The following is a 26,375-nucleotide window of genomic DNA, read 5'->3' as shown; positions in this document are numbered from 1 at the left end:
CGATGATGGGGTGCCTTGCGCAGCGAAATAAAGGAGGAGGCCGCAGCCCGGGGGACATTCGCGCAGGGGAGTACCCGGTGCCCTGTGCACGCACCCCGAACAACGCGCCAGCAGAAACTGAGAAGATCCAGAACATGACCCCCTCCCAGACCGCCCTCACCGACGCACTCGTGGCCGCGCGCCGCGGCAACCGCACCCTCGATGCCACGCCCTGGACCGACGCGCTCGAAACCGATATCCAGGCCTATGAAGTGCAGGACGCCGTCGCGGCCGCGCTCGGCTGGTTCGACGCTCAGCCCGTGCCCGGCACGTGGAAGTCGGGCGGCGGTTCGCGCGGCGCGACGCTCACACATGCGCCACTGCCTCCTGCCGGTGTGCGCCGGAGCCCGGCGAACTTCAGCGACCTCGTGTTCCACGCGCCCGGCATCGAGGCCGAGATCGCCTTGCGGCTCGGACAGGACGTTGCGCCGGCACAGGCCGCGCAGCTCGATCACGACAACACCGCCTCGCTCATCGACGCCATGACCGTGTCGGTCGAAATCGTCGACTCCCGCTGGCAAGACCTCGCCGCAACACCCGCCCTGCTGCGCCTTGCCGATTCGCAGGTGCACGGCGCACTCGTGCTCGGCGAATGGACGCCCTACGCCGCCGTCGACTGGGCCTCGCAGCGCTGCGAAACGAAGGTCGGCGGCGCAGAGACCGTGGTGCGCGAAGGCACGCATCCGCTGGCCGACCCCGCATGGCTGCTGCCGATCTGGCTGCGCCACCTGACCCGACACGGCCAGACCGTTCCCGCGGGCACGGTGGTCACCACCGGCTCGTGGGTCGGCATCGTGCCCTGCCGGCGCGGCGATCAGGTGACGGCGGAGTTTGCCGGCATAGGCGCCGTCCGCTTGATCGTGTAGCGCTCGCCGCCCACCCCCGAGCACGCCACCAGAAAGTCGAGCACCGCCCGGACCCGGGCGGGCAGTGTGCCGGCCTTGCCGATGTAGACCGCGTGGATCGGCTCCACCTCTCCCGGGTTGAACTCTTCGAGCAACGGCACAAGCCGACCGGCGTCGATGTCGTGCTGGATGTGATACAGCGACAGCCGCGCCACGCCAGCCCCTGCGATGGCCAGCCGGCGCAGCGTTTCGCCGTCGCCCGCGCGCACCGGACCGGCCACGGGCAGCCACACCATGCGGCCGTCGACCCGCAGCGGCCAGTCGGGCGAACTGCGCCGGTAGCTCCAGCCCAGCCGGTTGTGGGCCTCCAGCTCCTGCGGCGTGCGCGGCGTGCCGTACTTCGCGAGGTAGTCCGGCGCGGCGACGATGGACTGGCTGGTCCCACCGAGCCGGCGCGCCACGAGATCGGAAGACGGCAGTTGGCCCCAGCGGATGGCGATATCCGCGCGCTCATCCATCAGGTCGACGATGCGGTCGGTCAGCGCAATGTCGAGTGTGATCTGCGGATGCCGTTCGAGCAGGCGCGGCACCAATGGCACCAGCTTGTGGTGCCCGAACGAGACGCTGGCATTGATGCTCACGCGCCCGCGCGCCGCCGCACCGGCCGCCGCGCAGCGCTCGGCCTCGTCAATGTCGGCCAGCACGCGCAGGCTGCGTTCGTAGAACTCCGTGCCTTCGGGCGTAAGTTGCAGCTTGCGCGTGGAACGGTGCACGAGCTGGATGCCCAGGCGCAATTCGAGCCGCGCCACGAGCTTGCTCATGGCCGAGGGCGTCATGCCCAGCAGGCGCGCCGCCGCCGAGAACCCGCCAGACTCGACCACCTGCACGAAGGCTTCCATTTCGCCGGAACGGTTGACGTCGATGCGCGGCATGGCTCCTCCGATCTATGAATTCGAGTCACAAGTATGTGTACCTGCGGCATTCTAGTCATCAGTGGCTTTCGTCCGCACAGTACAGGGCATCATGCCAATCGCTCTAATCGCCCTCACCGCCGGTGCCTTCGGTATAGGTACCACCGAGTTCGTCATCATGGGCCTGCTGATGCAGGTCTCGACGGATCTCCACGTCTCCATCACGGCCGCCGGCCTGCTGATCTCGGGCTACGCGCTCGGGGTCGCGGTCGGCGCGCCGGTGCTCACCATCGCCACCCGCAAGCTGCCGCGCAAGACCGTGCTGCTCGCGCTCATGGGAATCTTCACGCTCGGCAATCTCGCCTGTGCCGTGGCGCCCAACTACGAGATGCTGATGGCCGCGCGCGTCATCACCTCGCTGGCGCACGGCACCTTCTTCGGCGTCGGCTCGGTGGTGGCCACTGGCCTGGTGGCGCCCGAACGGCGCGCCTCGGCCATCGCGATCATGTTCACCGGGCTGACCGCCGCCACGCTGCTCGGCGTGCCGGCCGGCGCGTGGCTGGGCCTGCAGTTCGGCTGGCGCTCGGCCTTCTGGGCCGTGACGCTGATCGGCGTGCTGGCCTTCACGGTGCTCGCGGTGTTCGTGCCGCGCGTGAAGGGCAAGGCCGGGTCCGCGCCGCTGCGCGAAGAGCTCGCCGTGCTGGCGCGCCCGCAGGTGCTGCTCGGCCTGGCCATGACGGTGCTCGGCTTTGCCGGCGTGTTCGTGGTATTCACCTACATCCAGCCCTTGCTCACGCAGATCACTGGCCTGTCGGAGTCGGCCGTGTCGCCGATCCTGCTTGTGTTTGGCGGCGGGCTGGCCGTCGGCAATATCCTGGGCGGCAAGCTGGCCGACCGCGCGCCGATGGCCGCCGTGCTCGGTACGCTGGCTGCGCTGGCCGTCGTGCTGGGTGCGATGCAGTTCACCATCGACACGCCGTTCACGGCGGTGGGGTTTGTCGGCCTGCTCGGCGTGGCTTCGTTCGCCACCGTCGCGCCGATGCAGTTGCGGGTGCTAGAGAAGGCCTCGGGCGCAGGCCAGAACCTCGCGTCGAGCCTGAACATCGCCGCCTTCAACCTCGGCAACGCACTCGGCGCCTGGGTCGGCGGCGTGGTGATCGACCACGGGCCGGGATTGCGCGCGCTGGGCTGGGCGGCGGCGCTGCTCACGCTGGTGGGCCTGATGATCGCGCTGTGGAGCCGCTCGCTCGACCGGCGCGAACCGCGCAACGTACTGGGGAACGGCGCTTCGGCGCGAGTTTGATTCACCGGCGGTCGCAGCCGCCGAACTCAGTGCTGCCGCGTGATCAGATCACTGCGCGCCCCCTCAACAGGCATGAAGAACTCGAACCGATCGCGCCCCGCCGCCTTGGCGTTATAGAGCGCCGTATCGGCTCGCGCCAGCAACTCCTCTGCGGTGACGGAGGAATCGGCAGCACGGTGAAACGCGATGCCGACGCTGGTCGTCACCTTGATGCGCTGGCCGTCCACCGTGAAGGGCGGCGTGTGGACGCGCTCCACGATCTTTGCCGCAACGGTGGCCGCGGTGTCCGGTGCGGTCAGGCCTTCGAGCACGAGCACGAACTCGTCGCCCGCCAGCCGGGCCACCATGTCGGTACCGCGCACGCAGCCCAGCAGCCGCCGCGCATATTCGGTGAGCACCGCATCGCCCACCGCATGGCCCATCGTGTCGTTGATGGCCTTGAAATGGTCGATGTCGAGGAACATCAGCGCCATCGCATTGCCCGCGAGCCGCCCGCGTAGCACCGCTCCGGGCAGGTACTCGTTGAACGCCAGCCGATTGGGCAGGCCGGTGAGCGTGTCGAGCCGCGCCAGTTCGATGAGTTTGTGCTCCACCACCTTCAGTGCCGTGATGTCGTGCGCCAGCGAGAAAATGCCGTGCGTCATGCCGTCTTCGCGTACATCGGGGACGTAGGTGACCTGCGTGATGCGGTCGAAGCCCTGGCGCTGCATACGAGCCTCGAACTCCGCCCGCTCTCCGCCCAGCGCCCGCGCGAGCATCGGCTGGCGCGACTCGTACACCTCGCGGCCCAGCACGTCCTGCACCTGGCGCCCCAGCACCTGGGCCGGGTCGAGCCCGAGCCATTCGCGGCTGGTGGCATTGGCGAAGGTGATCTTCTCGTCCCGGTCGATGTAGGTGATCAGCGCCGGCATGTTGTCGGTGATGGCGCGCAGGCGCAGTTCGCTCTCGGCCAGGCGCAGTTCCGCCTGCTTCAGCGCCGTGATGTTGAAGGACATGAGGTAGAAGCCGACGACCTCGCCGCGCAGGTTCTTGTCCGGCATCAGGTTGGCCTGGAAGTATCCCTCCCTGCCGTGCATGGGAGCGCGAACCGGGAAACGCACCTTCTTGCCCGAGAACACCACGGGCAGGTAGGGCTTGAGCTGCGCATGCACCGCCTTGCCGAGAGCCGAACGCAGGGTCGTGCCCTTCAGCGAAGCGCTCTGGTCCAGGCCCGCCGTCTGGCGCGCCCTGACATTGGCGAACAGGCAGTTCTGCTCGCGGTCGAAGTAGCCGACCAGCGCCGGGATGTTGTCGGTCACGTCGCGCAGCCGCTTTTCCTGCTCGGTCAGGGCCCGGCGGATGTTCACGTCCTCGGTGATGTCGAAGGTCATCGAGAACACGCCGCGCACCACGCCGTCGGCATCGATGTCGGGAATGTAGTGGGCCTTGAACGTGCGACCGCCAATGCCCAGCGCCGGGTCGCCGGACTTCTCGAGAATCACGGTCTCGCCGGCCAGCGCGCGCCGGAAGCTCGGCTCCACCATCGCGAAATCCGCGGGGCCGCGCACTTCCGGCATCAGGCGGCCCACCAGCGTCTTGTCCTTGTGCAGGGCCCGCACGTGCGCATTGACGAAGGTGTAGCGCATCGACGCATCGACGTGCGACACCATCGCCGGGATGTTGTCGGCAATGATGCGTACCTGAGCCTCGCTGTGCGCCAGGCTGAGCTCGATGGCTCGCCGCTGCGCCATCAGTTCGTTGAAGGTGCGCGAGAGATCGCCGATCTCGTCGAAGGCGTAGGTGCGCGCCGCCGCGGTCCCGGTAGCCGCCTCCCGGGTGGATTGCATGTGCTGGTGCAGTTCGGACAGCGGCTTCAGCTGCCGGCGCACCACCGCGAGGGCCAGCGCGCCCGCGGTCAGCGCCAACGCCAGCGCCCCGAACCACGCACCGCGTTCGATGGCGTTAATGCCCGCGAAGGCTTCGCTGCGCGGGTACATGGCGCCGACGATCCAGTTCGCCTGCTCGGCACGGTCGAAGGCATAGAGGCCGCGCACGCCGGCTTCGTTGACGCCCTCGCTCGAGCCCTGGAAGCCGGCCAGCGCGCGAAGGACCTCGGGGTCGCCGCCGCCATTCGCCTGGATGTGATTCAGGATGCGCGAGGCGTCCGGATGGTCGACCACGATGCCATCCGCGGTCGTCACGAACAGATAGCCGGTCTTGCCGAACTTGATGTCGGCGAGCGCACCCAGGATGTTGCGGTCCTTCAGGTTGATGGCACCTGAGATCACGAACCTCACCTGCCCCGCGTTGTCGAGCACCGGCGCGGTGATGGCCACCTGTGCCAGCCCGTTGAGCCGGTTGCGGTAAGGCTCAGATACGAGACCGGCCCGGGACGCAACCGTTCGCTGGAAATAGGGCCGATCCTTCACGTTCACGGTACCGATGCGGTTCGCACCGTTGAGGTTGGCCACGAGGTTGCCGTCCATGTCGAGGAAGGCGACGTTGTCGAAGGCCTGACGCAGCGAGGCGTGCCTTTCGAGGAAGGCCTGCAGCTGCACGGTGTCCTGGAAGTCCTGCGCTTCCACGCTGTCGCCGAAGGTCTGCAGCAGGATCAGCCGGCTGCCGAATTTCTGGTCGATGGAGTCGGCGATGGCGGCCACGCGGGCGAGCTGCTCGGCCTCGATCGAGGCTCGCATGTTGCTCTTCACGAAGTGCAGAGCGAAGGTGGCAATCGCGAAGGTGGCCGTCAGGACCACCGCCATCACGCCGAGGCTCAGGCGTGTGTGCAAACCGAACCGGAATTTCGAGAAACCTGTTTGAGTCATTGAACTGTTCGGACCGGTACGTTGCCGGAGGGAATTTCCGGACAGTATCGGTGCGATCCACGCACCGGCAAAGGGCTTGGATGCAGGGCGCGACGAACAGCTCTATGTCCCCGGAAAAATGATCACCTTTGCCTTACTTTCATTCGGACAAAGACGGGTCTACCCGGCGAATATCTGCAGCCCCCGAGCGCGCACGCGGGGCGATCAGCGCATCGACGAGGCTGTCCGCGCGCTGCTCCGCGCGCCGCATCGAATTCGCAAGCTGCTCGCCGCCGAATTCGTCGGACTCCACCGCCGCCTCGAACACTTCGGTGATGCCGATGTAGCCGAGCGCCGAACGCACGCTGCTCTCGGTGTGGTTGAGGTGCGCGACGCGGCCGCCCGCGTCGTAGCCATGGTCGCCGCGCGCGCCCAGCAGCACCACGCGCTTGCCCGCGTCCGCCAGCAGCGGCCAGTACGGCACCGCGCCGCGCGAACGGTCGAAGCCGAAGGTGCGCCCGACGCGCACGATGTTGTCGATCCAGGCCTTGAACTGCGCGGGCACGCTGAAGTTGTACATCGGCAGGCCGATCACGACCACGTCAGCGGCAATGAGCTGGTCGACGAGCCGATCGCTCTCGGCGAGCGCCTCGGCCATCCATGGCTCGCGCGCGGCCGGCGGCGTGAAGGCCGCGTGGATCCAGCGGTCGTCGACGTGCGCGGGTGGCTGCCGGCCCACGTCGAGGTAGTCGATGCGATCGGCGGGCCGCGCCTTGCGCCAGCGCTCGACGAAACGCGCCGAGAGGCGGCGCGTGTGCGAGCCGTGGAGGTCGGTGCCGGAACGGCCCGGCCGGGCGCTGGCGTCGATGTGGAGGAGATTCATGGTCATGGTCTTGATGGATGAATTGGTATCTTTCGTCCTGTGCGGCCAGAATGGTGCGCAGGCCTTGAATCTAGGTTCACGAGCCGCTCATCACAAACGACGATTTCTCCACGCATGAACGAGATTGGCTCATCCATCCGCCCTCTCCGGCGGCTGCCTCCCCTGCTGTCGCTGCGCGCCTTCGAGGCTGCGGCCGCGCACCTGAGCTTTCAGCGCGCGGCGCTCGAACTGTCGGTTACGCCGTCGGCCATCAGCCACCAGGTGCGTGCGCTCGAAGACACGCTGGGCCAGCCGCTGTTCCGCCGGCTCACGCGGCAGCTCGCGCTGACGCCAGCGGGCCAGCGGCTGTTCGCCGACCTGCGCATGGGCTTCGACATGCTCGAAGCCGGCGTCGACAAGCTGCGCCGCCCCGCCGCGTCGCAGGCCGTCACCCTCACCACCAACACCGCATTCGCCGCGCGCTGGGTGCTGCCGCGCATGGAGGCGTTCCGCAGGGCCTGCCCGGGAGTCGAGCTGCGGCTGCATGCGAGCGACACCTTGGTCGACCTGGCGCGCGGCGACGCCGACATCGCTGTTCGCTCGGGCCACGGCAACTGGCCGGGGCTGGTGTCGCGCGAGCTGATGCCCGAGCGCTATGCGCCTTTGTGCAGCCCGATGCTGGGCCTGAAACGCGCCTCAGACCTGCCGAAGCACCGGCTGATCCACTGCGACTGGCAGCCGCAGGCGCTCGCACCTGCCGTGTGGACGCGCTGGTTTCGCGAAGCCGGCATCACGCCGCCGAGGGGGCGCGCGATGAAGGCTTCGGGCCTGTCGTTCTCCGACGAGACGCACGCGACGCTGGCCGCGCTTGCAGGACATGGCGTTGCGCTGCTGAGCCTCACGCTGTCGGCCGAAGAGCTGCGCAGCGGTGCGCTGGTGCAGCCCTTCGGGCCTGCGCTCGACACCGGCAGCTACTTTCTGGCGGTCGCGCGCGGCAGCGAGAGCGAGCCGGCCGTGCGGGCGGTGTGGGAATGGATTGCGTCGCAGGCCGCACCGGAGCCGCAATCGCGAGGCTGAGGACAAGCTGGACGCAGAACTTGCAGGCTGTCGCAGTTCTCGCGGAGACTCGCGTTCCAACAACAAAGTGAGGAGAAGTCATGACGAGGTTTGCCCGCATCCCTCTTGCCATCGCGACAGGCGCGCTTCTTGTAATGGCTTTGGCTTCATGCGGAGGAGGCGGCGGGGGAGGCGGAGGCGCAGGCATCGGCATAGGCCTGGGTACGGGTTCTGGAGGAGCGACACCGGTCACCGGCGTTCCCGAGCTGCCGGCACGCGAGGCCCTCATCGCTCGCGCGAGAACCTTCGAACTCGACACGCCCTACGTGCCGCCACCCGGCGACCCGCTGGAGCACAACACCTCGGGCTACGCCAAGACGATGTGCTCCGCCGCATTCATCACCGGACTCGATCCCGATTTCGCCGTCGAGAGCGTGGGCTACTTCACAGGGCCCTACGACCAGCGCAAGAAGGTCGGCAGGCCGGTGGTCGACCGCGACAAGAAGGAAGTCCGCATCGCCATGCCCAATGGGCCGACGCTGGTGGCGCGCTACTACGGTTCGCAGGGCTGCATCACGCTGCCAGCCGGCAACGACGGCGTGTTCTTCACGCCGGTGGCCGTCAAGAGCGCCCTGCCCGATCCCTCGACCCAGCCGTGGCCCATGGGCGACGTGACGCCCGCCGGTCCCGCGCCCGGCATCGACACAGCAAAGGTGGGCCAGGCAGTCGACGCGGCCTTCGAGCTGCCGGAGGCCTACACCGCAGCCTTCGTCGTCACGCACAAGGGACGCATCGTCGGCGAGCGCTACAGGAGCGGCGTCACGGCGACCACGCCGCTCGAATCGTGGTCGATGGGCAAGAGCGTGACCGCGACGATGCTGGGCGTGCTGATGAAGCAGGGCGAATACCGGCTCGACCAGCGCGCGCCGATTCCCGAGTGGCAGGCCACCGGCGACAAGCGCCAGGAGATCCGGATTGCGGACATCCTGCACATGTCGAGCGGGCTGCGCATCAAGGCGCCCGATGACCCGGACTTCGACCCCAACGGCACCTACCCCGACCACACCTACCTCTACACCGGCCGCATCAACTCGTTCAACTACGCGGCCACCCGCCCGCAGCAGTGGCCGCCCAACACCGTCGGGCGCTATCGCAATACCGACCCGGTGCTGGCGAACTACCTGATCCGCCTTGCCGTCGAGAAGCGCGGCGAGGAGTACCTGTCGTTCCCGCAGAGAAACCTGTTCGACAAGATCGGCATCCGCACGATGACCCTGGAGACCGATCCGTATGGCAACTTCCTCGCGCAGGGCTATGACTTCATGTCGGCACGCGATTGGGCGCGCCTGGCCAACCTGTATCTGCAGGACGGCGTCTGGAATGGCGAGCGCATCCTGCCCGAAGGTTTCGTCAAGTTCGTGAGCACCCTTGCACCGGCCTGGGCGGCCGACAAGCGCCCGATCTACGGCGGGTTCTTCTGGTTGAACGGCACGAGCACGTGGCCGGTGCCGACCACGGCGTACTACATGCTGGGCGCGGGTGGGCAGACGGTGCTGATCGTTCCTTCGCACGACCTGGTGGTGGTGCGTCTGGGCCATGACAAGGGAGAGCGGGCATCGGCCACGAGCCTGCGAAAGGCGCTGTCGCTCTTGATGCAAGCCGTGCCCAGTTCGTCGTGAGCAAGAGAGACCTCCTCGTTTCCCATTTCTGCAGCGGTGACGCCATCCGCAGCCGAAGCGTGAGCGATATCGTGCTGGCGAAAACGCTCGACGTGCCCGCGCCCCCTGCACGCCTGCTTGCGGATTGGGAAAGAGAGATTTCTTCGCAGCTGTTGCTGGAACCCGGCGACGTCGAGGCGCTGCCCTTGGCCCGGGCGCGTGCACGCTGGCCGGACTACCGGCTCTGCGTGCAGGCGGTATCCGACTGGACGCGCACGCTCGGGCTGCCCGAGGTGCTTGCCTCGAGCGACGTCGCCCTCATGGCTTGCCGCGGCGCGAGGTACCACCATGACGGTGCGCAATACGGCGGCGCGGCCTTCTGCAATCTTTTCGTGAGCGAGGAGAAGGGGCTGGACTTGCACTTCCCCTTTGCAGGTCATCGAATCCCCCTCGTCCGGGGTACTGCCGTGATATTCGATACCGGCCAGCCTCATGGTGTCATTCGACGCGGCAGCAGCGGCTTCGATGTGGCCGACTTCGCGTCCGGCCAGGATTGCACGCAAATGTTCCTGACCTGGGAGCTTCCGATCGAAGACACCCATGTCGCGCACGCTCTTCAGATCACTTTCGACGTCGACCCCTCGACCTCGTCACAACTGGAGGAAGAGCAGGTCCGGCTGAACGGCGAGCGGGCCGCCGTGTGCCCGAGTACCGGTCAGTGGCGCAGTGCCGATTGACCGTCAGCGGCTGACTGGAGCTGCCCCGGCCGCCAGTTCCTTCAGGCACGCGCTGACCGCCTGGGGCGGTGCCTTTTCGTGACAGCGCGCTGCCGCCTCGCGGGCAACGGATTCGCTCAAGCGCCGCTCCTGCGCGGCCTCGACCTGGAATTCGACGACCCACTTCATGAGCATGGCCATCACGATCAGCAGGCCGATCAGGGCGGCCACCAGCGTCATGCGCCAGTCCCGAATGCGAAGGATCGACGCTGCGGACTTGCTCGCCACGGGTGCTGTGGGTTCTTGCAAAGCCATTTAGCGCGGGAGGTCCGGAAAGACCCACATGCTCAACCCAAGAATCAGGCCGGCTCCCAGCGACACGATGGCCGCGGTCATGAGCATCGATGCCGCAACGATGTTGGGAACCCGAATGGCCCCGACCACGAAGGCAACGGCCGCCAGGATGCACAGGAGCACCGACAACCAGGCCATGTATGCCGGCCTGAGCTGGGTCGCCAAAGGTTCGTCCGGGCTGATGTCGGACAGGAACGGGGTGCGCATGAATTGCCTCCTCTTGCAAGATGTCGCGGCGGATCGGCTCAGGTTGACCTTGGGTCAAGACCCTTCGGATCCGCTTGCAACTGCCCCTGAACTTCACCAAGAAAGTTACCGGGAGAGGCTATGAAAAATATGCGCCCTGGCTAAGGGAGTAGTTCGCAAACATGGCGCATGAAGAGCCGGTGCAGGCAGAAAGCTCGAGTGCCTGAGCAATATTTGACATATGTCAAAACCCGGCTCGTCCGCGTCGAAGCGCGGCGAGTTGCAGGCTTCTTGAAAAAGAAGCTCGAGGTCAGGCCGAGCGAAGCTGATCACGCAGCTTCTGCCCGATCTCCGGGCGTTCCAGGAACGGGTCGGCCGGATTCGTGATGGAGACGATGTTCTCCATGCGGCTTTTCACGTTGCCCAGCGCCTTCGGATGGCTGAACACGTAGAACTGGTTGGCGCTGATGGCGTCGAACACCTTGGCCGCCACTTCGGCCGCCGTGATCTTGCCGCTGCTCACCGCCTTGTTGCTCATGGCCTGGCCGATGAGCTGGCTCTTGGTGAGTTCGCTGTCCTTCGGTGCATTGGGCCGGTTGCGCTCGCTGCTGGTAATGCCGGTGGGCACGAAGTACGGGCACAGCAGACTCGCCCCGATCTGGTCGGTAACGAGGTTCAAGTCCTGGTACATCGTCTCCGTGAGGCTCACGACCGCGGCCTTGGCCGCGTTGTAGATGCCCATGTTGGGCGGCGTCAGCAGGCCGGCCATGCTCGCGGTGTTGGTGATGTGGCCGCGATAGCTCGGGTCTTTGGCCGCCGCTTCGAGCATCATCGGCGTGAACAGGCGCACGCCGTGGATCACGCCCCACAGGTCCACGCCCAGCACCCATTCCCAGTCGGCCACGGTGTTCTCCCACACCAGGCCGCCAGCGCCCACGCCCGCGTTGTTGAACACGAAGTGCGGCGCGCCGAAGCGTTCCTTCACGGCCGCGGCCAGCGCTTCCATCTGTGCCGCGTTCGACACGTCGACCTTGCGCGCCAGCACCTGCGCGCCAGCGGCTTCCATTTCTGCCTGGGCCTTGTCGAGCGCATCCTGCTGCACGTCGACCAGCACGAGGTTCATGCCGCGGGCGGCGCCGATGCGCGCGCACTCCAGGCCGAAGCCCGAGCCCGCGCCGGTGAGAACGGCGGTCTTGCCCTTGAAGTCCTGAATCATTGGGTGCTTTCCTTTGGTTGACTCTGCATCGGCTATTGGAACGCTTTGCACAGTGGTTGGCTGTCCTTCGTGTGACGCGCGCCGCGAGCGGTTTGTGGCGGGTCCAAACCGAAAACTCGCTCCTGCGTGACATAGAAGCAGCCAGTTGACGATAGACAACAGTGGCAATAGCCACGCCCGCGTACAACGTTGCGCCATCCACAAACAGGGAGCGTAGCGAATGGAGCGAAAGATTTTGGTGGTCGGCGATCCGCCGGCACCCGGCGGCATGGTTCTGCCTTATGAAGGATCGATGCTCGATCTGCATGGACATCGGGTCGCCCTGATCGGCGGCAGGGCCTACTGCGAGGGCTGCAACAGCGTGGGCATCATCATGAAAGCCGGAGGGCCGCGACGTCCCAAATTCATGTCGGAGGCAGCGCTGGAAGGCGATGTGGTGGTCTGCCACTGCCCCGTGCCGCAGCCCATACTTTCCATGCGGCAACAAACGGCGACATATGACGACGGGGCATGGCATGCCGTTGGCTCCGAAGCTGCAATGGTCGTGCCGACCCCAACCAAGGAGGAATTGGCCGCATTCAAGAAGGCAGTCGACGCGGGCGTGACCCATGCGCCGGAGGCAGAGCCGGCCGAAAAGATCTGCCCCGCCATGACCAACAAGGAGTTCTGCCAAATGGCACTCAGGCTGCGCGACCAGTCCATCGAGTTCATCGAGAAGAAGCGCCTTCCAGAACTTGATCGGTGGGACAAGGCGGCGCAAACGCGAGTCGAGGAATGGTTCGGTGTGGCCGATCAATCCATGCGCGAGCACCTTCAGAAGGGGCTGATCGCTTGCAAGCGCGTGCTCGAAGGGCTGGGGTGCCAGAACTTCATACGGTACTCGGAGGCAAATCAGAGGAACCTCGGCTGCGTTTTCCTGAGCGACACGGTCAGAACGATCGCCGCGGTCTGCAAGCCGGACATCGCGACTCATACCATTGCCATCGGGCTTGACTTCTGCGACTTCCCGGAGAACATGCTCATCTACGGCACGAGCATCATCCGTGACGGAGATTCGAAGCTCCTGACGTTGATTCACGAAGTCACGCACTTCAACGACACCTTCAGCTCATTCGATACCTGGTACGGCACGAAAAACGCGAGGGATCACGCTGAAGACCCCAGGTCCCGCGTCAATGCCGACAGCATCGCCGGCTACATTCTTGGTGTTGTGGCGAAGGCATCCATATGAAATACATCTTCAGGCCTTTGCTCGTCGCCGCCGTGCTGACGAGCTCAAGCGCCATGGCCTGCAAGCCCGTCATGGTGACAAGGCTTACTTTCGCCGAGGGCTCCGCCGACCTTGAGCCGGCTCAGATCGCGAAGCTGGCGAATTTCGTTGACCGAGCGAACTCGACCTTCACCAGATACCTCGAGGTTTCTATCGATGGAGGTGCCACCGTCAAGACTCCGGGCAGGACGCCCGGTGAAGCGGCCCGACTGGCAGAACAGCGAGCCCGAAAGGTGACCCAGGCATACAGGCAGTTCCAGCTGAACGAGATCAAGCTGGAAACCACTTCGAATATTTATGAAGACAACAGGATGTCGAGGGAAGCAGGCAACGACTTTGTCGTAGTCCAGTTTCACCCCGACTACGAGGCGCTGAAGCTGCCCGACTGCTCTCCTGTCCCGATCCCGGGATTCAAGCGTTAGGCATGGCGTCGCCAGCCACAGCGAACGCCTCTAGGCATCAGCCTTCTTCAGCACATACCCGATGCGCGGGAAGTGCACGTGCACCGTGCCCACGCGCTCGTGGCTGCGCTCCAGCGTGTAGTGCGTGCGCGTGGCCGCCACAAGCGTGCCCGGTGTTTCTTCCAACCCGAAGCTCTCGGCGCGGACGGTGACGGCGCTGCCGAGCGGAATGCCATGGTCGTCCTGGAAGGTGCTGTCGGTCAGCAGCGTGTGCGGCGTCGCAGCCTTGGCGACGGCAATGGCGTCGTCGCTCGTGAACTTCTCGGGCGCGCCGTGGCCAATGGCGGCCATGCGGTCCATCCAGTCGATCACCGCAGGCGTCAAGTCGAGGATGGTGCGCACCGACTCGATGCGGCGCGTGTACCAGAGCGGGTGATAGGCCGAGAAGTCGGCGATGCTTGACACCTCGCCCAGCAGGTAGGGCTTCTCGTCGAGCATGTCCGACAGGCGGCGCAGGTACGACTTGTAGGCGCTGGCGGCATCGGCCGGGCGCAGGCGGGTCATGTTGCCTGCGCTCATCTTGCCGCGGTCTTCGCCGAAGGCCTTCGCGGCTTCGGGCGGGGCCTTGGCGAACACCTCGGCGGCGCCCTTGGGCTGCAGGCTCCAGGCCATGGCGGACCAGAACAGCGTGGTGTCGGCCCACTGCGCGAGGATGCGCGACATGCCTTTTTCGGGCTCCGGGTACAGCGTGGGTTCGGGTTGCAGATGCTCCAGCACGTCGGCGATGAGCGCGCTGTCGCAATACATGTCGGCGCCGATCTGCAGGAACGGCGTCTTGCGGTAGCCGCCGGTGAGCACCTCCACATCGGGCTTGGGCATGATCGGCGGGATGAAGACCGATTTCCACGGCAGCTTCTTGGCGCCGAGGATCATGCGCACCTTCTCCGAGAACGGCGAGGTCAGGTAGTGGTGGAGGATCAGGTCGGCCATGGTGTTTCCTGTGGGGCTGTCGTTGTGTGTTCAGCGAGGTTGCGCGCGCTGGATGATCGAATCGAAATCGGTGCCCGCGGCCAGCGTACCGAAGACGTTGCCCCAGTCTCCGCCAAGGCGCGAGGCACAGAAGGCGCCGACGACGGCGGGGGGCGCGGTCTGCGCGAGCAGCGCGCCCTGCACGGCCAGCGCCACGTCCTGCGCGAGGCGGCGGGCCTCGGCTTCGGAGGCCATGGCCTCGATGCGTGCCGGCAGCGCCTCGGCGAGCCTGTCGAGCGCGGCGTGCTGGCCGCGCGCGGGTGCCAGCTCTTTCGCCAACGCGGCGACCGCGTCGCCCTTGCGCAGGCCACGCAGCAGGTCGAGCGCCATGATGTTGCCAGCGCCTTCCCAGATGGAGTTGAGCGGCATCTCGCGGTAGATGCGGGCCATGATGCCTTCGCCGCCCTCTTCCACGTAGCCGTTGCCGCCGAGGCACTCCATGGCTTCCTGCGCGAAATGGCTGCCGCGCTTGCAGATCCAGAACTTGGCGACAGGCGTGAGCAGGCGGGCAATCAGGCGCTCATGCTCGTCGGCCTGTTGGTCGAAGGCCCTGGCAAGGCGGATGGCAAGCGCGGTGGCGGCTTCGCTTTCGAGTGCGAGGTCGGCCAGCACGTTCTTCATCAAGGGTTGCTCGATCAGCGGCTTGCCGAAGGCGTTGCGCTGCGCCGCGTGGTTGAGCGCGATGCCCAGCGACTGGCGCATGAGGCCGCTGGTGCCCAGCGCGCAGTCGAGCCGCGTCATCGTGCCCATCTCGAGGATCTGCGGAATGCCGCGGCCCTCCTCGCCCACGAGCCATGCGCTTGCGCCCTGGAACTCGACTTCGGAACTCGCATTGGCCTTGTTGCCAAGCTTGTCCTTCAGGCGCTGGATCTGGATGCCGTTGCGCGTGCCGTCGGGCAACACGCGCGGCAGGAAGAAGCAGCTGAGCCCGGACGGCGCCTGCGCCAGCACCAGGAAGGCGTCGCACATCGGCGCCGAGAAGAACCACTTGTGTCCGGTGATCGCATAGCGCTCACCCCAGGCATCGCTGCCGTCGCGCACGGCCCGGGTGGTGTTGGCCCGCACGTCGGAGCCGCCCTGCTTCTCGGTCATGCCCATGCCCATGGTCACGCCGGGCTTGTCCTTGAAGACCTTCAACGCCGGGTCGTACCAGAGGCTGCCGAGCTTCGGTCCCCAGTCGGCGTACACGCCTGCGTTGCTGCGCAGCGCGGGCGTGGCCGCATAGGTCATGGAGACGGGGCAAAGAATCGACGGCTCCAGCTCGGTGAAGAGCATGAAGCCCGCCGCGCGCAGCACGTGCGGCGAGGCCGAGGTGCCGGTCCACGGCGTGCCGTGCAGCCCTGCACCCACCGCGGCGGTCATCAGTGCGTGGTAGCTCGGGTGGAACTCCACTTCGTCGATACGCCGTCCGAAGCGGTCGTGCGTGTGCAGCTCCGGCATATGGATGTTGGCGAGCCGTGCATGCGCCTGCATGCCGGCTGTGCCGAGGGCAGCGCCCAGTTCGTGCAGCTGCGTGGTCTGCAGCGCGGGCGCATTGAACTTCAGCGCGTCGCGCAGGGGCCGGTTGGTGTCGAAGAGGTTGTAGTCCACCAGCGGCGTGGGCTGGTTGAACACCTCGTGCGTCGAATTCATTCGAATACCTCCGTGCTTCGCACTGCGGTGCGCGCTTGCTTGGGGCGGCCCGGCGCGGCGCGCATGACCGGCCTCCTTTCCCGCGCGTTCAGTTCATCGGGGGCAATCAGATCAGCTTGACCAGTTGCTTGCCGAAGTTCCGGCCCTTGAGCAGGCCCAGGAAGGCTTCAGGCGCGGCTTCGATGCCCTGCGCGATCGACTCGCGCGGCTTGAGCTTGCCGGTGCCCACCAGCGTGCCCAGCTCCGTCAGCGCCTCGGGCCACACTTCCATGTGCTCGCTGACGATGAAGCCTTCGATCTTCATGCGGTTGATGAGGATCAGCGCCGGGTTTGCGAGCGGCAGCGGCTGGCCGTCGTAGCCCGCGATCATTCCGCACAGCGCCACGCGGGCGAAGGCGTTGGCGCGCAGCAGCACGGCGTCGAAGATGTAGCCGCCGACGTTCTCGAAGTAGCCGTCGATGCCGTTGGGGCAGGCTTCCTTGAGCGCGGCGCTCATGGTCTTCACGTCGGGGTGCACACGGTAGTCGATGCAGGCGTCGAAGCCGAGTTCGTCGGTCACGTACTTGCACTTGTCGGGGCCGCCGGCAATGCCGACCACGCGGCAGCCGCGCGCCTTGGCCAGCGCACCGAAGGCGCTGCCGACCGCGCCGCTGGCGGCGGTGATGACCACCGTTTCACCGGCCTTGGGCGCAATGATCTTCACCAGGCCGTACCAGGCGGTAACGCCGGGCATGCCGACCGCGCCGAGGTAGTGCGACAGCGGCACGTGCGTGGTGTCGACCTTCTTCAGCGCGCCGGGCTGCGAGGCATCGACCACGCTGTATTCCTGCCAGCCGCCGAAGCCGACCACCTTGTCGCCCACGGCATACCTGGGGTGCTTGCTCTCGACCACTTCGCCGGCGGTGCCGCCCTGCATGGTCTGGCCCAGCGGCTGCGGCTGCGCGTAGCTCTTCGAGTCGTTCATGCGCCCGCGCATGTACGGGTCGAGGCTCATGTAGTGGTGCCGCACAAGCACCTGGTTGTCCGCGAGCGCGGGGGTCTCGGCTGTCACGAGCTTGAAGTTGCCCGCCACGGCTTCGCCGTCGGGGCGGTTGTCGAGGTGGATCTGTTTGTTTGTAGGCATGAAAGAAATCTCCGGGAATATGGTCGTGTCAGTCGGTCGATGGCGGTCGCATCTCGTTGACGCTCGACGGGCCGGTCGGCAGCCGGCGCTTCACATACTTGAAGGTGCCGGTGGCGTGGGCGCAAACGCGCTCCTGTTCGTCGTAGATTTTGGCCTCCGTGAAAGCCAGCGTCGCCGTCCGGTGAATGAGCGTGCCGCGCGCATGCAGCGGACCGACCGAAGGCTGCATGAAGCTGGTCTTCATCTCGATGGTGACCACGCCGGTCTCGGGCGCCACGCTGCGCGCTGCCGCCGCCATGGTGATGTCGAGCAGCGTCATGCAGGCGCCGCCGTGCGTCACGTCGAAGGTGTTCAGATGCTCGGGCTTGGCGGTGTAGCAGATCTCGGACTCGCCGCCCTCGAACTTCGTCAGAGAAAAGCCCAGGTGGCGCGCGAACGGGATCTGGCTCGTGTACGAGCGGATGTTGATGTCGCTGGAATCGGAAGAAGAAGACATGTCAGGCAGCACCCAGCACGACGCTCACGCCGCCGTCGACCGCCAGCCATTGGCCGGTGATGTGCTTGCCGGCATCGCTCGCGTAAAGCAGCGTCAGGCCCTTCAGGTCTTCGTCGTCGCCCAGGCGGCCGAGCGGCGCCTGCGCGGCCATCTTCTCTTCGCCCAGCGACTTGATGAGGCCGGCGGCCATCTTCGTCATGAAGAAGCCCGGGCAGATCGCGTTCACGGTGATGTTGTACCTGCCCCATTCGGCAGCCAGCGTGCGCGTGAAGCCGATCACCGCGGTCTTCGAGGTGTTGTAGGCCAGCGTCTGCATCTCGGGAGGGTTGCCGTTCAACCCGGCGATCGAGGCAATGTTGATGATGCGGCCGGTCTTCTTCGGGATCATGTAGCCGTTGGCGATCTGCTGCGACAGGATGAAGTAGCCGCGCACGTTGAGGTTCATCACCTTGTCCCAGGCCTCGACCGGGTGGCTCTCGGCTGGCGCGCCCCAGCTGGCGCCCGCATTGTTGATGAGGATGTCGACCGCGCCCATACGCTGCAGCGTCTCGTCGGCCAGGCGGCGGGTGTCTTCTTCCTTCGAGCAGTCTGCGGCAATCCAGCGCGCGTCGATGCCTGCGGCCTGCAGCTCAGCGGCGGCCTGCTCCAGGTCGTCGGCCTTGCGCGAGCTCAGCATGATCTTCGCGCCGGCTTCGCCCAGCGCATGGGCCATCTGCAGGCCCAGGCCGCGCGAACCACCGGTGATGAGGGCGGTCTTGCCGGTGAGGTCGAAGAGTTGCTGGACGGTGCGTGCGGTCATGAGAGATGTCTCCAATCAGGGGCTGAATTGTTCAGGTCGGGAAATGCCGCGGAACCGGCTTCGCCGGGCCGCAGGCGTTGTCCCCTGCAAGGGGGTTGGCGAAGCGACACGAAGTGCGCGCAGCCTGGGGGTGAGTCATGCCATGTAGTCCATGCATTGGCGGGCCTCGCGGACCGCGCCGATGAAGGGCTTCAACGCCACGTGCTGCGGGTGATCCGCATAGGCCGCGAGTGCGGCCGCGTCGGTGAACTCCGAGTACAGGATCAGGTCGTAGGTGGCTTCGAGCCCGGGCTGGGCAATGGCCACCTCGAAGCGCAGCGTGCCGGGCGACAGCTTGGCGCAGGCGTCGAGCAAGGCCTTGGCTTTCAACAGGTTGGTCGCCTTGTCGGTGCCCTCGGCGTGCTCCTTGAACTTCCACATCACGATGTGCTTGAGCATGGTGGGCCTCGTTACTTGCTGGTGGGGTTGTCGTTGGGCAGGCGCGAGCGCACGTAGATCAGCGCGAAGCCGATCAGCGCCACGACGCCGCCGGGCACGGCGATGGACCAGCCCAGCGCGGCGTCGGTGCGGCCGGTGGCGATGCCCAGGATCACGACGAACAGGCCGCCGTAGATCAGGATCCAGATCCACTTCTCGAGCCGCGCGTGCGGCTTGGGAGGCTTGACGGAGGGGGTGTTGTTGCTGGGGTTGGCGTTCGGCGAATTGGTAGTGGCCATCAAAAGGCGTCCTCGGGCAAAGCGGTACAGGTCGGGTCGCGGGTTTCGACCACGTTGAGCCATGCGCCGATTTTCGGCAGCTCGTAGTGGAAGAAGTAGTCCGTGGCGCCGATCTTGCCAGCTGTTACCGCCCTCGCCTTTTCCGCGTCGATCTGCAGGGCCTTCAGGGCCACGTCGAGCCAGATCCAGGCCAGTACCGTGTGGCCGAAGGCCTGCATGTAAGGCACGGCGTTGGCCAGCGCTTCGGCCGGGTCGCCGGTGGACCAGGCGGCCTCGGTGGCGCTGCCGATACGCTGCAACGCGGCGCCCAGCGCCTCGGCGTGCGCCGCCAGCGCCGGCCCCCTGGCCGCTCGGCCGATGGTGTCGGTCATGCGCGCGGCCAGCAGTTGCAGGCCGCGGCCCTTCTCCATCAGTACCTTGCGGCCCAGCAGGTCGGCTGCCTGGATGCCGTGGGTGCCCTCGTGGATCATGTTCAGGCGGTTGTCGCGCCAGTACTGCTCCACCGGAAAGTCGCGCGTATAGCCGTAGCCGCCGTGCACCTGGATGGCCAGCGAATTAGCCTCCAGGCACCACTCGCTGGGCCAGCTCTTGGCGATGGGCGTGAGCACTTCAAGCAGCAGGCGGGCGTCGTCGGCAGCCTGTGCGTCGCCGGTCTTCTGCTCGTCGACCAGCCGGGCGCAGTACAGCTCCAGCGCCAGCGCGCCTTCGCAGTACGCCTTCTGGGCGAGCAGCATGCGGCGCACGTCGGCGTGCTCGATGATGCGCACCTGCGGCGCGGCCGAGTCCTTGGCGACCGCGGCGCCGGCGGCGTTCGGCTTCTTCACCAGCCGTCCCTGCGGCCGGCTCCTGGCGTATTCGAGCGAGGCGTGGTAGCCCGCCATGCCCAGCATGGTGGCCGCCGTGCCGACGCCGATTCGCGCCTCGTTCATCATGTGGAACATGCAGTGCAGGCCCTTGCCAGGCTCGCCGACGAGGTAGCCCAGCGCGCCCGCCTTGCCGCCGACCGGGTACTTGCCCTCGCCGAAGTTCAGCAGCGTGTTGGTGGTGCCGCGCCAGCCCAGCTTGTGGTTAAGGCCCGCGAGCGCCACGTCGTTGCGCTCGCCCGTGAGTGCGCCCTGCGTGTCAACCATGCGCTTGGGCACGATGAACAGCGAGATGCCGCGCGTGCCGGGCACCAGCTTGCCGTTCTCGTCCGGGATCTTGGCCAGCACGATGTGCACGATGTTCTCGGTCAGCTCGTGGTCGCCCGACGAGATCCACATCTTGTTGCCCGTGAGCCGGTAGCGCGGGCCCAGCGGGTCTTGCTGAAAGTCGTCACCGTCGGGCACGGCGCGCGTCGCCACGTCGCTCAGCGACGAACCCGCCTGCGGTTCCGACAGGCACATGGTGCCGGCCCAGCGTCCGGAAAATTCATTCTTCGCGAACACCTCTTTCTGCCTCTCGGTGCCGTGCACCATCAGCAGGTTGGCGTTGCCGCTCGTGAGCATGTTGGAGCCGATGCTCACCGAGGCCATCGCGAAGAAGCTGTTGGCCGCCGCCTGCATCGTGTAGGGCAGTTGCATGCCGCCGATGTCGTAGTCCTGCGCCGCACTCATCATTCCCGACTCGACGAAGGCCTTGTGCGCGTCGTGCGTGGCCTGCGGCAGGATGACCTTCTCGCCGTCGAAATGCGGCTCCTGCGTGTCCACCGTGCGGTTGAACGGCGCGTACTTCTCGCGCGCGATGCGCTCGCAGGTGTCAAGCACCGCGTCGAATGTTTCGCGCGAGTGGTCGGCAAAGCGTTCGCGCTGGTTGAGCGACTCGGCATCGAGCCAGTCGTAGAGCAGGAAGTCGAGGGTGGGACGCAGGCTCATGGTCGGATTTCGGTGGATGTCATGAGGCCGCGGCGTCCCTTCTCAGGAACACCGCGGAACCGGCTTCGCCGGGCCGCCGGTGTTGCCCCCGGAAGGGGGTTGGCGAAGGCGACACGCAGTGCGCCGCAGGCTGGGGGAGAGTCAGATGATTTCGAACACGCCCGCGGCACCCATGCCGCCGCCGATGCACATCGTGACCACGACCTTCTTGGCTCCACGGCGCTTGCCCTCGATGAGCGCGTGGCCCGTCAGGCGCTGGCCGCTCACGCCGTAGGGGTGGCCCACGGCGATGGCGCCGCCGTCCACGTTCAGGCGGTCGGCCGGAATGCCGAGCTTGTCGCGGCAATAGATCACCTGCACGGCGAAGGCTTCGTTCAACTCCCACAGGTCGATGTCGTTGACCGTGAGGCCCAGGCGCTTGAGCACCTTCGGGATCGCGAAGACGGGGCCGATGCCCATTTCGTCGGGCTCGCAGCCAGCCACGGCAAAGCCGAGGAAGCGGCCGAGCGGCTTCAGGCCCTTCTGCTGCGCGTACTTTTCGTCGACCACCACGCAGGCGCCGCCGCCGTCGGAGAACTGGCTGGCGTTGCCGGCCGAGATCAGGCCGCCGGGCATGGCCGGGCGGATGCCGCTGATGCCTTCCTTGGTGGTGCCCGGGCGGATGCCTTCGTCGTTCTCGACGGTGACTTCCTTGGTGCGCAGGCCCATCACGGGGTCGGCCACGCCGGCCAGCACGGTGATGGGGGCGATCTCGTCCTTGAAGCGGCCGGCTTCCAGCGCGGCGGTGGCCTTCTGCTGGCTGGCGGCGCCGTATTCGTCCATGGCGTCGCGACCGATGTTGTAGCGCTTGGCGACCTGCTCGGCCGTCTGCAGCATGTTCCAGTAGATCTCGGGCTTGTGCTTCACGAGCCACGGGTCGGCCAGCATGTGCTTGTTGGCTTCGTTTTGCACGCACGAGATGCTCTCGACGCCGCCGGCCACGTACACGTCGCCCTCGCCCGCGATGATGCGCTGGGCGGCGGTGGCGATGGTCTGCAGGCCCGAGGAGCAGAAGCGGTTGATGGTCATGCCCGAGGTGGTGATCGGCAGGCCGGCGCGCAGCGCGATCTGGCGCGCGATGTTGGAGCCGGTCGCGCCTTCGGGCGTGGCACAGCCCATGATGACGTCGTCCACCGAGGCGGGGTCGATGCCGGCGCGCTGCACGGCGTGCTGCACCGCATGGCCGCCGAGCGTGGCGCCGTGCGTCATGTTGAAGGCACCCTTCCAGCTCTTCGCGAGCGGCGTGCGGGCGGTGGAAACGATGACGGCGCTGGTCATGGTGAGGTCCTTTGAAGCAGATGGAAGGAAAAAGAGAGAGCTGTCGTCATTGCGCCGGAGCAGCGTTGGTATTGCTCAGGAGCTGGTGATAGAAGCCGATCATCTCGCCGTAGTTCGAGATGGTCAGGCGTTCGTTGTTGCCGTGGAAGCGGGCCAGGTCTTCGCTCTTCACGCGCAACGGCGAGAAGCGGAAGACGGCGTCGCTCACGAGGCTGAAGTGGCGCGAGTCGGTGGCAGCGGTCATGAGGCCGGGTGCCACCACCGCATCGGGAAAGCTCTGGCGCACGGCTTGCTGGATCGCGCGGTAGCCGGTGCTGTCGGTCGGCGACACCGGCGACGGCTCGGAATTGCCCGGGTAAGCCTTGATCTTGATGTCGTCGTTGCCCAGCGCCTTGCGCAGGTGCGCCTCGGTGCCGGCCAAGGTGTCGCCCGGCAGCACGCGGAAGTTGACGGCGGCCTCGGCGCGGCCGGGCAGCACATTGTCCTTGTTGCCCGCGCGCACGATGGTCAGTGCGGTGGTGGTGCGCAGCATGGCGTTGCTGCTCGGGCTCTTCTCGAGCTGGCCGCGCACCAGCGGCTCGGTGAGCCACAGGTTGGACAGCATCACGCGGTTGACACCGCTCATTTCGGGCGCCAGCGCACCGAACATCTGGCCGGCCACGCCGCGGATGCCGCCGGGCATCGGATTGGCTTCGAGCCGCGCGAGCGCCGCGCTCATGCTGCCGATCGCGCTGTGCTGCGGCGGCATCGACGAGTGGCCGGGGGCCGTGTCGAGCGAGAGGAAGAAGGTGCCGTAGCCCTTCTCCGCCAGGCCGATGAGCGCTGCGGGCTTGCTCAGGCCCGGCAGCACGCCGTCGAGCACCAGCAGACCTTCGTCGAGCACCCACTCCAGGCGCACGTTGCGCGACTTGAGCAGTTCGGCAATGGGCAGCGCGCCGCGCAGGCCGCTCACTTCTTCGTCGTCGCCCATCACGAGGTAGACGGTCTGCCTGGGCTTGAAGCCGGCGCCGATGAGCAGCTCGACGGCTTCCATCTGCGCGAACAGGTTGCTCTTGTCGTCGAGCGTGCCGCGGCCCCAAACGAAGCCGTCCTTGATCTCGCCGGCGAAGGGGTCGGTCGTCCACGCCTTCTCGGTGCCCGGCGCGATGGGCACCATGTCCTGGTGCGCCATCAGCGCGATGGGCTTGGCGCTCGGGTCGGTGCCGGTCCAGGTGTAGAGCAGCGCCTTGTTGCCGATCACTTCCTTCTTGAGAGTGGCATGCACCTTGGGGAACTGCTGTTCGAGGAACGCGTGCAGCTTGTCGAACTCGGCCGCGTTGGCAGCCGGGTCGTCCAGGCTCGACACCGTGCGGAAGGTGATCGCCGTGGACAGCCGCTTGGCGGCCGCCTGCAGATCGATGTTCAGCTTGGGCGCGGGCGCCACCGCCAGCTGCTGCGACGGCGTGGTCCAGGTCTTGACCGCCACGGCAGCCACCAGCAAGGCGATTGCCAGCAGCAGCCCGAGGAAGATGCGTTTCAACATGAGCGGTCTTGACCCTGTTCAGTCTCAGCTGAACTGCTTGCCTTCGGCCACGAGCTTCTGGATCAGCGGCGCGGGCTGCCAGAACTCGCCGTCGTCGCGCGGGTTCTTCGCGAAGCGCTTCATCGTCTCGGCCACGTTGTAGAGGCCGACCTGCGATGCATAGTGCATCGGGCCGCCGCGCCAGATCGGGAAGCCGTAGCCCGTGAGGTACACCATGTCGATGTCGCCCGACTTCGAGGCAATGCCGTCTTCGAGGATGTGCGCGCCTTCGTTGACCAGGGCGAACACCAGGCGCTGCACGATCTCTTCATCGGAAATCTTGCGCGGCGTGATGCCCAGTTCCTTGCGGTGGTCTTCGATCATCTTGTTGACGAGCTCCGACGGAATCGCGTCGCGCTTGCCGGCTTGGTAGTCGTACCACCCTGCCCCGGTCTTCTGGCCGAAGCGGCCCAGTTCGCAGAGCTTGTCGGCCGTGCGGCTGTACTTCATGTCGGCGCGTTCGACGGCACGGCGCTTGCGGATCGCCCAGCCGATGTCGTTGCCGGCCAGGTCGCCCATGCGAAACGGACCCATGGCAAAGCCGAACTTCTCGACGGCCTTGTCGACCTGCTGCGGCGTGGCACCTTCGTCCAGCAGGAAGCCGGCCTGGCGGCTGTACTGCTCGATCATGCGGTTGCCGATGAAGCCATCGCACACGCCGGAGACCACCGAGGTCTTCTTGATCTTCTTGCCGATGGCCATGACCGTGGCGAGCACATCCTTGGCGGTGGCCTTGCCACGCACCACTTCGAGCAGCTTCATCACGTTGGCCGGGCTGAAGAAGTGCATGCCGACCACGTCCTGTGGACGCTCGGTGAACGAGGCGATCTTGTCGACGTCGAGCGTGGAGGTGTTCGAGGCCAGGATCGCGCCCTTCTTGGCGACGCGGTCCAGTTCCTTGAAGACCTTTTCCTTCACGCCGATTTCCTCGAACACGGCCTCGATGATGAGGTCGGCGTCCTTCAGGTCGTCATAACTCAGCGTGGTGCTCAGCAGCGCCATGCGCTGCTCGTACTTGTCCTGCTTGAGCTTGCCCTTCTTGACCTGGGCTTCGTAGTTCTTCTTGATGGTGGCGACGCCGCGGTCGAGCGCCTCCTGCTTCATTTCGAGGATCTTCACGGGAATGCCCGCGTTCAGGAAGTTCATCGAGATGCCGCCGCCCATGGTGCCGGCGCCGATGACGCCGACGGCCTTGATCTCGCGCTTCGGTGTGTCTTCGGGCACGTCGGGGATCTTGCTCGCGGCGCGTTCGGCCATGAACAGGTGGCGCAGGGCCAGCGATTCGGGCGTGAACATCAGCGAGGTGAAGATGCGTCGCTCTTCGGCCATGCCCGCGTCGAACTTCATCTTGGTGGCGGCCTGCACGGCGTCCACGCATTGCAGCGGCGCCGGGTAGTTCTTCGACATGCCGCCGACCATGTTCTTGGCGAACTGGAAGTAGGCGTCGCCCTGCGGGTGCTTGCACGGCAGGTTGCGCACCAGCGGCAGCGCGTCGGCGCCGGTCTTGCCGGCCACGCTCCTGGCGAAGGCCACGGCTTCGTCGAACACAGACTCGGGCGAGTCGGCCAGCTTGTCGAACAGCTTCTGGCCGGGCAGGCTCGCGAGCAATTCGCTTTTCACGGGTTCGCCGCTGACGATCATGTTCAGTGCGGTTTCCACGCCGAGCACGCGCGGCAGGCGCTGCGTGCCGCCGGCGCCGGGAATCAGGCCGAGCTTGACTTCGGGCAGCGCGATGCTGGTGCCCGGTGCGGCCACACGATAGTGGCAACCCAAGGCCAGTTCGAGGCCGCCGCCCATGCACACCGAGTGGATGGCCGCGACGATGGGCTTGGCCGAGGCCTCGAGCGCGAGGATCACGCTCAGCAGGTTGGGCTCCTGCAGCGCCTTGGGCGTGCCGAACTCCTTGATGTCCGCGCCGCCCGAGAACGCCTTGCCGGCGCCGGTGATGACGATGGCCTTGACGGCGTCGTCGGCGTTGGCCTTCGACAGGCCATCGGTGATGCCGATGCGCGTCGAGAAGCCGAGACCGTTGACCGGAGGGTTGGTCAGTGTGATCACGGCGATATCGCCGAGCACTTTGTATTCAGCCGTCATGCTGCGTTCCTTGGTGTGAGAAGAAAAAGAAGAAAAAGCACGAGTGTTCTTTTTCGGGGGATTCTAGGCGTTTCGCGAGGCCAAACAATGGCACGCAGTCGCTGTAGAGACAAGGCCTTCCATGAGGAGGGCGGGCTTTCGGGAAACACCGCGGA

24 protein-coding genes are annotated in these 26,375 nt (G+C 66.3%); 7 read left to right on the top strand and 17 right to left on the bottom strand.

Going from position 1 to position 26,375, the window contains the following annotated elements:
* Positions 1–134 precede the first annotated feature (134 nt).
* Positions 135–905 carry a fumarylacetoacetate hydrolase family protein gene (locus PMI12_RS12550; RefSeq protein WP_007832750.1) on the top strand — a complete coding sequence of 257 codons (771 nt, stop codon included), beginning with the start codon at positions 135–137 and terminating at the stop codon, positions 903–905.
* On the opposite strand, the gene PMI12_RS12545 is transcribed toward PMI12_RS12550, so the two are convergent.
* Positions 854–1,816 carry a LysR substrate-binding domain-containing protein gene (locus PMI12_RS12545; RefSeq protein WP_007832749.1) on the bottom strand — a complete coding sequence of 321 codons (963 nt, stop codon included), beginning with the start codon at positions 1,814–1,816 and terminating at the stop codon, positions 854–856. The genes PMI12_RS12550 and PMI12_RS12545 overlap by 52 nt on opposite strands.
* A 91-nt stretch (positions 1,817–1,907) precedes the next feature.
* Between PMI12_RS12545 and PMI12_RS12540 the strand changes: the two genes are divergently transcribed.
* Positions 1,908–3,098: an MFS transporter gene (locus tag PMI12_RS12540; protein ID WP_007832748.1), complete on the top strand. Its 1,191-nt coding sequence runs from the start codon at positions 1,908–1,910 to the stop codon at positions 3,096–3,098.
* A gap of 26 nt (positions 3,099–3,124) precedes the next feature.
* Here the strand turns inward: PMI12_RS12540 and PMI12_RS12535 are convergent, their stop codons facing one another.
* Positions 3,125–5,902, bottom strand: coding sequence for a sensor domain-containing diguanylate cyclase (locus tag PMI12_RS12535; protein WP_007832747.1), 2,778 nt, complete (start codon positions 5,900–5,902; stop codon positions 3,125–3,127).
* A gap of 139 nt (positions 5,903–6,041) precedes the next feature.
* Positions 6,042–6,770, bottom strand: a complete 729-nt coding sequence (locus PMI12_RS12530) for an FMN-dependent NADH-azoreductase (protein ID WP_007832746.1) — start codon at positions 6,768–6,770, stop codon at positions 6,042–6,044.
* 108 nt (positions 6,771–6,878) lie between these two features.
* On the opposite strand from PMI12_RS12530, the gene PMI12_RS12525 reads away from it, so the two are divergent.
* The 3 genes from PMI12_RS12525 (at position 6,879) to PMI12_RS12515 (ending at position 10,194) form a co-directional block, all read left to right on the top strand.
* Positions 6,879–7,820, top strand: a complete 942-nt coding sequence (locus PMI12_RS12525) for a LysR substrate-binding domain-containing protein (RefSeq protein WP_007832745.1) — start codon at positions 6,879–6,881, stop codon at positions 7,818–7,820.
* Positions 7,821–7,900: 80 nt separating this feature from the next.
* Complete coding sequence (locus PMI12_RS12520; protein WP_007832744.1) at positions 7,901–9,478, top strand: serine hydrolase domain-containing protein; 1,578 nt, start codon at positions 7,901–7,903, stop codon at positions 9,476–9,478.
* Complete coding sequence (locus tag PMI12_RS12515; protein WP_007832743.1) at positions 9,475–10,194, top strand: hypothetical protein; 720 nt, start codon at positions 9,475–9,477, stop codon at positions 10,192–10,194. The genes PMI12_RS12520 and PMI12_RS12515 overlap by 4 nt, the downstream gene beginning before the upstream one ends.
* Positions 10,195–10,197: 3 nt before the next feature.
* Here PMI12_RS12515 and PMI12_RS12510 read toward each other — a convergent pair whose 3' ends face one another.
* From PMI12_RS12510 to PMI12_RS12500, 3 genes are all read right to left on the bottom strand, one after another.
* Entirely contained in the window at positions 10,198–10,413 is a 216-nt protein-coding gene (locus tag PMI12_RS12510; RefSeq protein WP_007832742.1) for a hypothetical protein, read from the bottom strand.
* Between the two features lie 75 nt (positions 10,414–10,488).
* Complete coding sequence (locus PMI12_RS12505; RefSeq protein ID WP_007832741.1) at positions 10,489–10,734, bottom strand: hypothetical protein; 246 nt, start codon at positions 10,732–10,734, stop codon at positions 10,489–10,491.
* A 289-nt stretch (positions 10,735–11,023) separates the two neighbouring features.
* Complete coding sequence (locus tag PMI12_RS12500; RefSeq protein ID WP_007832740.1) at positions 11,024–11,929, bottom strand: SDR family oxidoreductase; 906 nt, start codon at positions 11,927–11,929, stop codon at positions 11,024–11,026.
* A gap of 220 nt (positions 11,930–12,149) precedes the next feature.
* Here PMI12_RS12500 and PMI12_RS12495 point away from each other — a divergent pair, with 220 nt between their 5' ends.
* Both PMI12_RS12495 and PMI12_RS12490 read left to right on the top strand, forming a co-directional pair.
* Positions 12,150–13,160, top strand: coding sequence for a M35 family metallo-endopeptidase (locus tag PMI12_RS12495; protein ID WP_007832739.1), 1,011 nt, complete (start codon positions 12,150–12,152; stop codon positions 13,158–13,160).
* On the top strand, positions 13,157–13,621 hold the full coding sequence (locus tag PMI12_RS12490; protein ID WP_007832738.1) for an OmpA family protein: 465 nt from the start codon (positions 13,157–13,159) through the stop codon (positions 13,619–13,621). Before PMI12_RS12495 ends, PMI12_RS12490 begins: the two co-directional genes overlap by 4 nt.
* Positions 13,622–13,651: 30 nt before the next feature.
* On the opposite strand, the gene PMI12_RS12485 is transcribed toward PMI12_RS12490, so the two are convergent.
* The 11 genes from PMI12_RS12485 to PMI12_RS12435 all read right to left on the bottom strand — a co-directional run bounded on the left by PMI12_RS12485 (position 13,652) and on the right by PMI12_RS12435 (position 26,220).
* The gene (locus PMI12_RS12485; protein WP_007832737.1) at positions 13,652–14,590 is read right to left on the bottom strand and encodes a glutathione S-transferase family protein; all 939 of its coding nucleotides are present in this window, start codon (positions 14,588–14,590) and stop codon (positions 13,652–13,654) included.
* A 30-nt stretch (positions 14,591–14,620) separates the two neighbouring features.
* On the bottom strand, positions 14,621–16,261 hold the full coding sequence (locus PMI12_RS12480) for an isovaleryl-CoA dehydrogenase (RefSeq protein ID WP_007832736.1): 1,641 nt from the start codon (positions 16,259–16,261) through the stop codon (positions 14,621–14,623).
* 106 nt (positions 16,262–16,367) lie between these two features.
* The gene (locus tag PMI12_RS12475) at positions 16,368–17,384 is read right to left on the bottom strand and encodes an NADP-dependent oxidoreductase (RefSeq protein ID WP_007832734.1); all 1,017 of its coding nucleotides are present in this window, start codon (positions 17,382–17,384) and stop codon (positions 16,368–16,370) included.
* A gap of 28 nt (positions 17,385–17,412) precedes the next feature.
* Entirely contained in the window at positions 17,413–17,880 is a 468-nt protein-coding gene (locus PMI12_RS12470; RefSeq protein ID WP_007832732.1) for a PaaI family thioesterase, read from the bottom strand.
* A 1-nt stretch (position 17,881) separates the two neighbouring features.
* Positions 17,882–18,679, bottom strand: coding sequence for an SDR family oxidoreductase (locus PMI12_RS12465; protein WP_007832730.1), 798 nt, complete (start codon positions 18,677–18,679; stop codon positions 17,882–17,884).
* Between the two features lie 135 nt (positions 18,680–18,814).
* Entirely contained in the window at positions 18,815–19,117 is a 303-nt protein-coding gene (locus PMI12_RS12460) for a Dabb family protein (RefSeq protein ID WP_007832728.1), read from the bottom strand.
* A gap of 11 nt (positions 19,118–19,128) precedes the next feature.
* Entirely contained in the window at positions 19,129–19,395 is a 267-nt protein-coding gene (locus tag PMI12_RS12455) for a hypothetical protein (RefSeq protein WP_007832726.1), read from the bottom strand.
* On the bottom strand, positions 19,395–21,248 hold the full coding sequence (locus PMI12_RS12450; protein ID WP_007832724.1) for an acyl-CoA dehydrogenase: 1,854 nt from the start codon (positions 21,246–21,248) through the stop codon (positions 19,395–19,397). Before PMI12_RS12450 ends, PMI12_RS12455 begins: the two co-directional genes overlap by 1 nt.
* Positions 21,249–21,389: 141 nt before the next feature.
* Positions 21,390–22,565, bottom strand: coding sequence for an acetyl-CoA C-acyltransferase (locus PMI12_RS12445; RefSeq protein WP_007832722.1), 1,176 nt, complete (start codon positions 22,563–22,565; stop codon positions 21,390–21,392).
* Between the two features lie 46 nt (positions 22,566–22,611).
* Positions 22,612–24,087: a M20 family peptidase gene (locus PMI12_RS12440; protein WP_007832720.1), complete on the bottom strand. Its 1,476-nt coding sequence runs from the start codon at positions 24,085–24,087 to the stop codon at positions 22,612–22,614.
* A gap of 24 nt (positions 24,088–24,111) precedes the next feature.
* Positions 24,112–26,220 (bottom strand): 3-hydroxyacyl-CoA dehydrogenase NAD-binding domain-containing protein, encoded by a 2,109-nt coding sequence (locus PMI12_RS12435; RefSeq protein ID WP_007832718.1) that lies wholly within the window; start codon positions 26,218–26,220, stop codon positions 24,112–24,114.
* Positions 26,221–26,375: the final 155 nt, after the last annotated feature.

It is taken from the genome of Variovorax sp. CF313, from assembly GCF_000282635.1.
Classification (GTDB): domain Bacteria; phylum Pseudomonadota; class Gammaproteobacteria; order Burkholderiales; family Burkholderiaceae_C; genus Variovorax.
This window is presented reverse-complemented; position numbering and strand designations above follow the sequence as displayed.

Excerpts from the sequence above, each read along its gene's own strand:
- PMI12_RS12540 (WP_007832748.1), top strand. The coding sequence starts at position 1,908 with ATGCCAATCGCTCTAATCGCCCTCACCGCCGGTGCCTTCGGTATAGGT.
- PMI12_RS12535 (WP_007832747.1), bottom strand. The coding sequence starts at position 5,902 with ATGACTCAAACAGGTTTCTCGAAATTCCGGTTCGGTTTGCACACACGC.
- PMI12_RS12475 (WP_007832734.1), bottom strand. The coding sequence starts at position 17,384 with ATGCCTACAAACAAACAGATCCACCTCGACAACCGCCCCGACGGCGAA.
- PMI12_RS12455 (WP_007832726.1), bottom strand. The coding sequence starts at position 19,395 with ATGGCCACTACCAATTCGCCGAACGCCAACCCCAGCAACAACACCCCC.
- PMI12_RS12435 (WP_007832718.1), bottom strand. The coding sequence starts at position 26,220 with ATGACGGCTGAATACAAAGTGCTCGGCGATATCGCCGTGATCACACTG.
- PMI12_RS12500 (WP_007832740.1), bottom strand. The coding sequence starts at position 11,929 with ATGATTCAGGACTTCAAGGGCAAGACCGCCGTTCTCACCGGCGCGGGC.
- PMI12_RS12530 (WP_007832746.1), bottom strand. The coding sequence starts at position 6,770 with ATGACCATGAATCTCCTCCACATCGACGCCAGCGCCCGGCCGGGCCGT.
- PMI12_RS12460 (WP_007832728.1), bottom strand. The coding sequence starts at position 19,117 with ATGCTCAAGCACATCGTGATGTGGAAGTTCAAGGAGCACGCCGAGGGC.
- PMI12_RS12445 (WP_007832722.1), bottom strand. The coding sequence starts at position 22,565 with ATGACCAGCGCCGTCATCGTTTCCACCGCCCGCACGCCGCTCGCGAAG.
- PMI12_RS12545 (WP_007832749.1), bottom strand. The coding sequence starts at position 1,816 with ATGCCGCGCATCGACGTCAACCGTTCCGGCGAAATGGAAGCCTTCGTG.
- PMI12_RS12450 (WP_007832724.1), bottom strand. The coding sequence starts at position 21,248 with ATGAGCCTGCGTCCCACCCTCGACTTCCTGCTCTACGACTGGCTCGAT.
- PMI12_RS12490 (WP_007832738.1), top strand. The coding sequence starts at position 13,157 with ATGAAATACATCTTCAGGCCTTTGCTCGTCGCCGCCGTGCTGACGAGC.
- PMI12_RS12480 (WP_007832736.1), bottom strand. The coding sequence starts at position 16,261 with ATGAATTCGACGCACGAGGTGTTCAACCAGCCCACGCCGCTGGTGGAC.
- PMI12_RS12495 (WP_007832739.1), top strand. The coding sequence starts at position 12,150 with ATGGAGCGAAAGATTTTGGTGGTCGGCGATCCGCCGGCACCCGGCGGC.
- PMI12_RS12510 (WP_007832742.1), bottom strand. The coding sequence starts at position 10,413 with ATGACGCTGGTGGCCGCCCTGATCGGCCTGCTGATCGTGATGGCCATG.
- PMI12_RS12465 (WP_007832730.1), bottom strand. The coding sequence starts at position 18,679 with ATGACCGCACGCACCGTCCAGCAACTCTTCGACCTCACCGGCAAGACC.
- PMI12_RS12470 (WP_007832732.1), bottom strand. The coding sequence starts at position 17,880 with ATGTCTTCTTCTTCCGATTCCAGCGACATCAACATCCGCTCGTACACG.
- PMI12_RS12485 (WP_007832737.1), bottom strand. The coding sequence starts at position 14,590 with ATGGCCGACCTGATCCTCCACCACTACCTGACCTCGCCGTTCTCGGAG.
- PMI12_RS12440 (WP_007832720.1), bottom strand. The coding sequence starts at position 24,087 with ATGTTGAAACGCATCTTCCTCGGGCTGCTGCTGGCAATCGCCTTGCTG.
- PMI12_RS12550 (WP_007832750.1), top strand. The coding sequence starts at position 135 with ATGACCCCCTCCCAGACCGCCCTCACCGACGCACTCGTGGCCGCGCGC.
- PMI12_RS12505 (WP_007832741.1), bottom strand. The coding sequence starts at position 10,734 with ATGCGCACCCCGTTCCTGTCCGACATCAGCCCGGACGAACCTTTGGCG.
- PMI12_RS12520 (WP_007832744.1), top strand. The coding sequence starts at position 7,901 with ATGACGAGGTTTGCCCGCATCCCTCTTGCCATCGCGACAGGCGCGCTT.
- PMI12_RS12525 (WP_007832745.1), top strand. The coding sequence starts at position 6,879 with ATGAACGAGATTGGCTCATCCATCCGCCCTCTCCGGCGGCTGCCTCCC.